General features: G+C 72.8%; 1 protein-coding gene. It reads left to right on the top strand.

The window, feature by feature from the left end; translation table 11 throughout:
• Positions 1–2,329: DUF6049 family protein (locus tag ND748_RS30220; RefSeq protein WP_251749640.1), on the top strand; the 2,329-nt coding region annotated here is incomplete at both ends.

Raw genomic sequence — 2,329 nt, 5'->3', positions numbered from 1 at the left:
GCCCGGCGCTGGCCGGCCCGGCTCGCCGCCCTGGTGTTGCTCGCCCTCGTCGTCCCGGTGGCCGGCGGGTCCGCGGCGGGCGCGGCGATCCGTGGCGGGCTCGTCGAACGGATCGCCCGACCCGATTCATCCACAGGATCACCACGGTCATCCACAGCTTCATCCACAGACGAACCGGGTAATTCACTACCTTCTTCATCGGGATTGGCGTCGTCGTCCACCGGTGCGGGCAACCCGGTGACCGTCGCCCTCACCGAGGTGCAGGCACCGGCGGCCGGCTCGTCCGTCGTGTCCGTGCAGGGGACGCTGGCCACCTCGGCGGACCAGCCCCTGACCGACCTGCGGATGAGCCTGTGGATCGGCTCCGCGCCGGTGATCTCCCGTGGGCAGCTCGAGACCCTGGCCGGCAACACCGCCGTCGCCCGCCCGTTGGTCACCCGGCAGCTCACCCTCGCGAGCGGCGACCGTTCGCAGGCGCTGCCCGATCCACCCGCCCGCGGAGCCAATCCGGTCCCCTTCATGGTCACCGGGGATCTCGGCGGGTCGGCCCGGGTCGGCCCGTACCCGCTGCGGGTCCTGGTCACGGGGTCCGCCGGCGGCAAGGCCGCGGGCCCGATCGGCGCGGCGTACACCTTCGTGGTCCGGTCGTCCGGCCAGCAGCAACGAACCCCGGTCGCGGTGGTCCTGCCGCTCGCCGACCAGCCCCGGCTGCGCTCCGACGGCCTGCTGACCGACAACGTGCTCGCCGATGAGGTGAAGCCGACCGGACGGTTGTACCGGTTGCTCGACGCGGCCCGGTCGACCGTCACCGCCGAGGGGCGACCCGCGGTCACGCTCGCCGTCGACCCGACGCTGGTGCAGGCGCTGCAGACCATGAAGAACCCGGACGGCTACCGGTACGCCAGCCCCGGCGGCGGCGCGGACGGGGTGAAGGAGCAGCCGAGCTCCGACGCCGCCCAGTTCCTCAACGACATCGTGGGCTTCGCCGATGCGGGCGGCGCGGTCATCGCCCTGCCCTACGGCGACGCCGACCTGACCGCCCTGGTCCACGCCCAGAAGCTGGACACGTTGAGCTACGCGGTCAACACTGGCCGTCTGGTGGTAGCCCGCCTGGTGAAGCGAGACTGGCGGCTGGTGGGCTCCGTCGCCTATCCCGTCGACGGGCTGGCCGACGCCGCCACCGTGGATGTCCTGCGCCAGTTGGAGGTCGGGACCGTGCTCCTCGACGAGCGCTGGCTGCGCCCCCGGTCCACCGTCCCCTACACGCCGTCGGCCACCTACGAACTTCCGACGTCGACCGGTCCGATCCGGGCGCTCGCCACCGACCACCGCCTCGCCGAGATCGCCACCTCCTTCGACGGCCGCGCCGACGGTCCCAGCGCCGGAGCCGTCCTGGCACACCTCCAGGCCGACCTCGCCATGATCGCCGCCGAGAGGTCCGAACCCCGGTTCCAGGTCCTCGCCCTGCCGCGGGACTGGAACCCACCCACGGACGACTGGGCCAGGCAGGTGCTGGGGGCGATCGACAGCGACTACTCCGCGCCCGTCCCCCTCGACGGCGGCGCCGGTCAGAACCAGCCGCCGGCCCGCCGTGGCGCGCTGGTCTACCCGGCCGACGCGCAGGCCCGGGAGTTGCCCGCCGCGTACCTCGACGCGGTCGAGAGCGTCCGCACCGAGGCGCGGGCGCTGGGCCCGGTGCTCTGCCCACCGCTCAAATCCGTCCCCACCTGCCAGTTCGACAAGGTCGACCGGATGAGCAACGCACTTGTCACAGCGACCTCCGTCGCCTGGCGCGGGGGACGCATGGTCGAGGGTGTGTCGTTGAGCCAGCAGGTGGACGGGGACGTCTCCGCGATCCGCAACGGCATCCAGGTGGTGGCCTCCCGCAGCGTCAACCTGACAAGCAAGCACGGGCTGGTGCCGATCACGCTCGAGAACAACACGAAGTCCGAGGTCACCGTCGTGCTCGCCTTCTCCTCGACCAACCACTCCCGGCTACGCTCGCCGGTCCGCCAGACCAAGACCCTCCCATCGGGGCAGAAGGCCCAGATCGAGATAGAGGTCGACGCCGAGGGCGCGGGGACCTTCCCGCTGGAGATCCGCCGCCTCAACCTCGACGGCCAGGCCCTCTCGACCGATCCGCCGACCCGGGTGCTGGTGCGCTCCACCGTCTACGGTGCCATCGCCACGGCCATCACTATCGGCGCGGTCAGCGTGCTGCTGCTGGCCGTCGTGGTGCGCCTCGCCCGCCGGCTGCGGCCGGGCGCGCGCCGGACCGCCGACGCCACCGGCGGCGCTCCCGAACCGGTCGTCGGCGGCACGGCGCCCC

It is taken from the genome of Frankia sp. AiPs1, assembly GCF_023716945.1.
In the GTDB taxonomy this organism is placed as follows: Bacteria; Actinomycetota; Actinomycetes; order Frankiales; family Frankiaceae; genus Frankia.
Note: the sequence above shows the minus strand (reverse complement) of the source record. Positions and strands in the feature narration are given on the sequence as shown.